The sequence below is a fragment of the uncultured Fretibacterium sp. genome (assembly GCF_938040765.1).
Classification (GTDB): Bacteria; Synergistota; Synergistia; order Synergistales; family Aminobacteriaceae; genus CAJPSE01.
In genome coordinates this window covers 1-6,480 of record NZ_CALIAA010000097.1, presented here as the reverse complement: position 1 = coordinate 6,480, position 6,480 = coordinate 1, and the positions used below count along the sequence as shown (strand labels likewise).

Sequence of the window (6,480 nt, the reverse complement as noted above, 5' to 3'; positions counted from 1 at the left end):
CTTCATCAACACACAAAGGCTGCACAGGATCGAGCCTGAATGTGACGGTGCCTCTTATCTATGCATCTACTTTTCAGCTGGCCTCATCAGCGAAAACATAAAGGGTTTTCTTTACTCCCGATATCTGTTGCCCGTCCTGGCGGACCCGACGCTCGCCTTTATTGTCCTCGACAAGGAGGACAACAAGGCCGAAAATATTCTGGACTCGCTGCTGGAAATCCGACGCCTTCGGGAGAACCCCTCGCCGGGAGTCGAATTGGACATCTGTTCCCATGTGATCTTGATCTGGAAGAATACGCTGCAGTGCCTGCCGGAGAATTCCGGGGAAAAGGCGGCATACGAAAACGGTGAACGCTTGAAAAAAATACTTCGCTTCATACACGCTCACTATGCGGATCGTATCAGCCTTGGAGATATTGCCTCCCTCATCGGTTTCAGCAGAGGCGAATGCTGCCGCTTTTTTCAAAAAACCGTCGGGCAGCCGCTCTTTCGCTATCTCATGGCCTACCGGATCAACAAAAGCATAGGCCTGCTGATGGGGACGGATAAGAGTGTCGCCGAGATTGCCTACGAGACTGGGTTCAATAGCCAGTCGTACTTCACGAAATGCTTCAAAGCCCTGAAGAACATTACGCCTTCACGGCTGCGGTTGGAGTACGGTACACAGATTAATACTCCTGACCCTAAAGATATTGCCCTCCACGGCACAACAGATCCTCCACCTCATGTCCTGTGAGATACTGGAATCTTTCGAGATGTGGAACGTGCCTGATCTATATTGAGAGGAATTTTTTGAGGAATTTTTTATGGACTTTTTGAGGAGGTACGGGTAAAATAAAGAGGTTACGGAGGTGAGATTCGTCTGGTGACGGGCCCGGGCTTCAAACCCGGTGAGGGGCGGTTTGCGCTGTCCCTGGTGGGTTCGATCCCCACACGCCTCCGCCAAAAAAACAATGACGATGACAGGAAGACGCCGGCCTCGCGACATGCGGGAAGCCGGCGTCTTTTTATCGCTTTTCAGCGGTTCCCTTTCCTCTTTCCTGTCCTCATTCACTCTCCAGAAGGGACTTCAGCTCCCTCAGGACAGCATCCACATCCTGAAGGATGTCCCCCGTTTTCTCCTCGAGCGCCTGAAGGCGATCGAACAGGGGCATCGCCTTCATCAGCACCGGGAGCGGAAGCGATCCGGCGTCGTACTCCAGCAGAAGTCCCCCGGTCCGCTCGTTCAGGGCAACCGAACGCACCCCCCGGATATCCAGAAGGGACCGCCTCAGGGCCCCGGCGGTCTCCGGATCCCTCAGCAGCCGAGACCGCAGCCGAACCCTCCCCGGCACGAAGCTTTCAATCATGATCGGACCCATGGCCGGAGCGGCCGGCACAACCGGCCCTCCCCGTTTCCGAAGGACGCCCCTGTTTCAGCACCGGGGTCAGGGCGTACAGGGCCGCACCCACCGTGGTCAGGTTATGCAGGAGGGCGGAGAGAACCGGAGTGATGCCGCCCAGAATCCCCAGCCCCAGGAGGACCGTGTTTACCCCGACGATCATCGCATAGTTTCCGTATATCTTCCTCATAACCCCTCGCCCCAGACGTCGGGCATCCGTGATTCCGGAGAGGCGGTTGTCGGAGAGCACGATGTCCGCGACCTCCCTGGCGATGTCCGCCCCGCTGCGCATGGCGACCCCCACGTCGGCCGCGGAGAGTGCGGGGGAATCGTTGATCCCGTCCCCCACCATGACGACCCCGGCCCCCCCCGTCCGAAAGCGCTCGACGAAACGCGTCTTTTCGTCGGGCAGCATACGGGCGTGAAACTCGTCGATGGAGAGACGTCCGGCGACGTTCCGGGCGACGCGTTCCTCGTCCCCCGTCATCAGGACGACCCGCCTCACCCCATCCTTGTGCAGGAGGTCCACCACCTCTCCGGCATCGGGACGCAGGGGGTCCTCGATGCACAGGAGCCCGGCCAGCTCGCCGTCCATCGCCAGGTAGAGGACGGAATACCGCTCCAGCGCCCGATCGATCTCCTTCCGTGCCTCCGCACTGCAGACGATCCCCTCGTCCTCGAAGACGAAATGGGCGCTGCCGATCAGGACCTTCCTGCCCCTCCAGAGAGAGACGATGCCGTGGGCCACGGCATACTCGACTTCCGTGTGCTCCTCGCGGTGGTGAAGTCCCTCCAGCTCCGCCTGTCGGACGACGGCACGCGCTATGGAGTGCGGAAAATGCTCCTCGAGGCACGCTGCGACCCTCAGGACGTCCTGGCGGGTCCGCCCCCCGAAGGGGATCACATCGGCAACTCGCGGCGAGGAGACCGTCAGGGTCCCCGTCTTGTCGAAGACGACGGTATCCGCTCCGGCCAGCGCCTCCAGGAACTTGCCCCCCTTGATCAGGACCCCGCGTTTGGCCCCCTCCCTCATGGCGGCCAGGATCGCCAGCGGGGTCGCCAGGCGAATGGCGCAGGAATAGTCCACCAGGAGCGCGGAGGAGGCGCGGACGGCGTCGCCCGTCAGAAGGTAGGTGAGGCCGGCCAGAAGGAAACTGTAGGGGACGATCTCGTCGGCCATTCGCTCGGCCCGGTTCTGGACCTCCGCCTTCAGCATCTCGGACTCGTCGATCATCTGGGCTATCTTGTGGATTCGGGTCTCGGAGTCGAAGGCCGTGACCCGAATGACGAGTTCCCCCTCCTCGACGACGGTACCGGCGTAGACGCTGAGCCCGGGGCGGCGATGTACCGACATGGACTCGCCCGTCATCGCCGACTGGTTCACCATCCCCTCCCCGTCCTCCACCACGCCGTCCACGGGGATGACCGCCCCCATACGGACGACGGCGAGGTCCTCCAGTTTCAGGTCCGAGAACGGGATCTGGACGTCCGCCCCGTCCCGGCGCACCCACAGCTTGTCGATGTCGAGCATCAGACTGTCGGACAGGCTCTCACGGGAACGCTTGTGGGTCCACTCCTCGAGGAGGTCCCCCAGGGCCAGCAGCGTCGTGATGACCGTCGCCGTGCGGAAGTCGCGGCGCAGAAGCGACACCCCGACGGCCGAGGCGTCCAGGACGGAGACGTTGAGCTTCCTGCGGCAAAGGGCGTTCGTCCCCCTGACGAGCAACGGAACGGATCTCAGGACCGTAAGGGAATAGCGCAACACACTCGGAAGAAGGGAGCGGACGAAAACGCCGCCCAGAAGCCCCCAAAGGCCATCCCATAGTCCCCCCTCCGGGGAATCCGCCAGCTCCGCTCCGTCGATGCCGCCGTAGAACTCGGGGCCCATCGTCCGCACAGCCTCAAGGACCGTATCCCGGACCCGCGGATTATGCAGGATCAGCAGGCTCCCGGTTCTGAAAGAGGCCTTCACGCGCTCCACGCCGTCCAGCTGCTCCAGAAGGGAGGCGACGACCAGAGACTCCGGCAGGGTAAAAGCGCCTTCGCCGCAGCGAAGGCGCAGGCGCCCGGGCAATTCGTGTGCAATCTCAAATTTCATCGGATTTCTTCTATCCGCCTTTGCTCAATCTCGACATCTCGACACAAAGAAAAGGGCGATCAGCAGTCCGTCGCCCTTTTTCTCCCTCGAACGGTTTCCGACCGTCCCGCTACTCCGCAAAGGTCTCCCCGGCATCGCCGTGCTCGTTGGCGTAACGGGCCTCGGCCACGATATCCTCGACGGACTCCTTCATACGGTCCGCCATGCAGGCCAGGTGTTCCTTGAGTTCGAGCCCCTTGCTGGCAAGAGCGATTGCCACTTTTCTGCCTCTCCTGCTCTTCACGGCGCACGTCGCGCCCACTCCCAAAGCCACTCCCGCCCCGAAGATCAGAAAGCTCGTGAACTTCATTGCCGTCATCCTCTCACAAGTAAAAATAAAAGTTATGCAAAAAACTCTTGCTGAATTTATTAACGCACTATTTTTCGTCGCTGTCAAGCGCGGCAGGTCACGAGCGGGAGAAAGAGATGAGGCGGATGGGTCAGTTCCTTTTGTTCCCCCCCTTCAGACGGACCTCCGGCTCCGCGGGGATCCCGAACAGGGGGACAAAGCGGTCCAGCCCCGTGTAGGTCAGGACCAGCATGGAGATCACGGCGATCCAGGCCAGATAGTTGTGCAGGATGATGCCGCCGATCGTGACCGTGCTCTTGGCCATGGGGTACACCGCATAGGTGATCCCGATGAAAAAGGCCATGTAGGCATGCCATGGGATCAGCTGGGAGCCGAAGACGGCCATTGCGTCCGCAAAGGTCGCGTTGCGCAGGGCCAGTTTGTACATGTCCTTCTCGTTGCCCTCGATGCTGTGTTCCGTCATGTTCTTGATGATGGGGCTGATCGTGACGATCTGGGCCATCTCGTCCGCCAGGGCGGCGTTGCCCAGAAGGCAGAGGGCCGCGTTGGCGCACATGAGCTGCCGGACGCTCCTCACGACCCTCAGGATGGCGTCGGCGATGGGGTCGAAGGCGTTCATCTTGCGCATGACCCCGCCGAACGCACCGACCCAGAGCATCATGACGACGGTCCAGTTGCCCGCCGCGGAGAAGCCCGACTGGACCAGATCCAGAAAAGCCCGGATATCCGTGACCGTCCCGGAAAACCAGCCGAAGATCAGGGAGGAAAAAATTCCCGTTCCCAGACAGATCAGGGTGTTCGTGCCGATCCCGGCAAGCACCAGCACCAGCACCAAGGGGATCGCCATGTATTGGGGAACGCCGCTCCGGACCTGCTGGAGCAGCGTGACGGCCGCGGGGCGCTGCTGCTCCAGGTTACTCCACACGATCTCCGGAATCTGGTTTATGGCCTCGACCGCCTGGCCGGAGGTATCCTTGAGCCCAAGCGAAACGGCGGCAAAATAGAACACGACCGCGCCCGAAATCAGGCAAAGGGCGGACCATACGCCCTGATGCCGGACCCTGTCGATGATCGAGACGTTCTGTATCCCGGAGCTGACCACCGTGGTGTCCGAGATCAGGCCGATATTGTCCCCGAAGCAGGAGCCTCCTGCGATCGCGGCCACGGTCAGCACCGTGCTGCCGTCGACGATGTGGTTCAGCCACAGAAAGATCGGGGCGCAGGCGGCGAAGGTCCCCCAGGAGGTCCCCGTCGCAACGGAGAGGACCGACGTCACAATCAGGGCCGCCACCGCGACGTACTTGGCCGTCAGACCCATGGAGAGCGCCATGTTGATGACCGAGGCCGCGACCCCCGTGGCCATGAAGCACTCCGCCACGGCGTAGGCCGCCTGAAGGATCAGGAAGACGATGAGATAATACTTCATGTTCTCCAGCCCCGCATCCAGCAGCTCCGAAAAGGAGAAACGATCCAAAAGCATGGCGACGATCGTGGCGACGATGAAGGCGATGGGCGCGGCGAGCAGGATGTCCATCCCGGACATCATGAGCCCTGCAAGGACGATCATGGGGCTCAGTTTGATTAAAGTAATCACGGAATTCACCCCTCAACAAAAATTTTTTGGTTCACATTCCCTCCGTAGCGTTTTTCCCCTTCCGTCAGACCCCGGGCCTCAACCCCTCGCGTGCCATCAGCCAGGCCATGGCCGCAAAGGTCTTGGAATCCCGAAACGTCCCCTCGGCCAGCCGGCCCGGGATATCCTTCAGGGGAAGCTCCACCACCGAGACGTTCTCGTCGTCGTCCTGTGGCAGGCGCGACGGCGTCAGTTCCTCCGCCAGATAAAGAATCAGCAGCTCCGTGCAGAACCCCGGCGAGGCATAGAAGCGCCCGATCTCCGTCAATTTGCCGGGTTTGAAGCCCAGCTCCTCCTGCATCTCGCGCACCGCCGCATCGCGGGGTTCCTCCCCTTTCTCCACGAGGCCGGCGCAGACCTCGAGCGTCTCCTCGTCGACGGCATAACGGTACTGCCGCACCAGGAGCACGCCGCCCTTCTCCGTAAGGGCCAGGATACCCACGGCCGCTCCATGCTCCACCACCTCGCGCCTCGCCGTGCGGCCGAACTCGAGGATCACGTCGTCCACCCTCAGGTTCAGGATGTGCCCCTCGTAGATCCGCCGGCTGGATAAACGGCGCTCGGCCGCCGCCACCTCCTGTGCCTCCATCACGACATCGACACCTTTCTTCCCTGCCCAAATAACGATACACACAATAGTCCCCAACGACGGAAGAACGCCCGAAACGCCCTCCCTTCCCCGTCGTTCATTTTATCAAAGGTTATTGATCCTGTGTAAAAAAGGGCAGCGCGTAGAAGGCCAACGCGGCCAGGACGGCCAGGGCGGTCGCGGCGCACCACCACCTGTACTCCCTGTCCATGGCCAGTTTCTCCGCCTCTTGGGGCTCCTCCACGGCCAGGATTCCGACGGCATCCGTCCCGTCCCCCGAATCTCCGTACTTTTTTCTGCAGAACCAGAAGACGACAAGGCCAAGGACGCACCATACGATCCCCGTCCAAAACGCGTCCCGGTCCAGCTGAGACATCATCACGACGTAAAGCACGGCACTCGCGGGGGCCCCGAACGCTATGGCGGGGG

Annotated in this window: 7 protein-coding genes and 1 tRNA gene; 2 read left to right on the top strand and 6 right to left on the bottom strand. The window is 61.3% G+C overall.

The features are described from left to right. Both Q0176_RS03690 and Q0176_RS03685 read left to right on the top strand, forming a co-directional pair. The coding region (locus Q0176_RS03690) for an AraC family transcriptional regulator (RefSeq protein WP_299299348.1) at positions 1-736 on the top strand (736 nt) is incomplete at its 5' end. A 111-nt stretch (positions 737-847) separates the two neighbouring features. Beyond that, positions 848-945: transfer RNA gene (locus Q0176_RS03685), tRNA-Sec, on the top strand. A 101-nt stretch (positions 946-1,046) separates the two neighbouring features. Here the strand turns inward: Q0176_RS03685 and Q0176_RS03680 are convergent. The 6 genes from Q0176_RS03680 to Q0176_RS03655 all read right to left on the bottom strand — a co-directional run. After that, complete coding sequence (locus tag Q0176_RS03680; RefSeq protein ID WP_299299346.1) at positions 1,047-1,349, bottom strand: HMA2 domain-containing protein; 303 nt, start codon at positions 1,347-1,349, stop codon at positions 1,047-1,049. Beyond that, positions 1,342-3,480, bottom strand: a complete 2,139-nt coding sequence (locus Q0176_RS03675; protein ID WP_299299344.1) for a heavy metal translocating P-type ATPase — start codon at positions 3,478-3,480, stop codon at positions 1,342-1,344. The genes Q0176_RS03680 and Q0176_RS03675 overlap by 8 nt, the downstream gene beginning before the upstream one ends. Before the next feature lie 109 nt (positions 3,481-3,589). Continuing rightward, positions 3,590-3,829 (bottom strand): hypothetical protein, encoded by a 240-nt coding sequence (locus Q0176_RS03670; protein ID WP_299299342.1) that lies wholly within the window; start codon positions 3,827-3,829, stop codon positions 3,590-3,592. A gap of 130 nt (positions 3,830-3,959) precedes the next feature. Beyond that, complete coding sequence (locus tag Q0176_RS03665) at positions 3,960-5,423, bottom strand: Na+/H+ antiporter NhaC family protein (RefSeq protein WP_299299340.1); 1,464 nt, start codon at positions 5,421-5,423, stop codon at positions 3,960-3,962. A gap of 64 nt (positions 5,424-5,487) precedes the next feature. Then, a complete protein-coding gene (locus Q0176_RS03660; protein ID WP_299299350.1) occupies positions 5,488-6,051 on the bottom strand; it encodes an NUDIX hydrolase in 564 nt (187 codons plus the stop codon). Positions 6,052-6,163: 112 nt separating this feature from the next. Further along, positions 6,164-6,480, bottom strand: a 317-nt coding sequence (locus Q0176_RS03655; protein WP_299299338.1) for a hypothetical protein, incomplete at its 5' end; no start/stop codon positions are given.

What these genes read in the sequence shown, in the direction of transcription:
- Q0176_RS03680 (WP_299299346.1), bottom strand. Translation starts at nt 1,349, where the DNA reads ATGATTGAAAGCTTCGTGCCGGGGAGGGTTCGGCTGCGGTCTCGGCTG.
- Q0176_RS03675 (WP_299299344.1), bottom strand. Translation starts at nt 3,480, where the DNA reads ATGAAATTTGAGATTGCACACGAATTGCCCGGGCGCCTGCGCCTTCGC.
- Q0176_RS03670 (WP_299299342.1), bottom strand. Translation starts at nt 3,829, where the DNA reads ATGAAGTTCACGAGCTTTCTGATCTTCGGGGCGGGAGTGGCTTTGGGA.
- Q0176_RS03660 (WP_299299350.1), bottom strand. Translation starts at nt 6,051, where the DNA reads ATGGAGGCACAGGAGGTGGCGGCGGCCGAGCGCCGTTTATCCAGCCGG.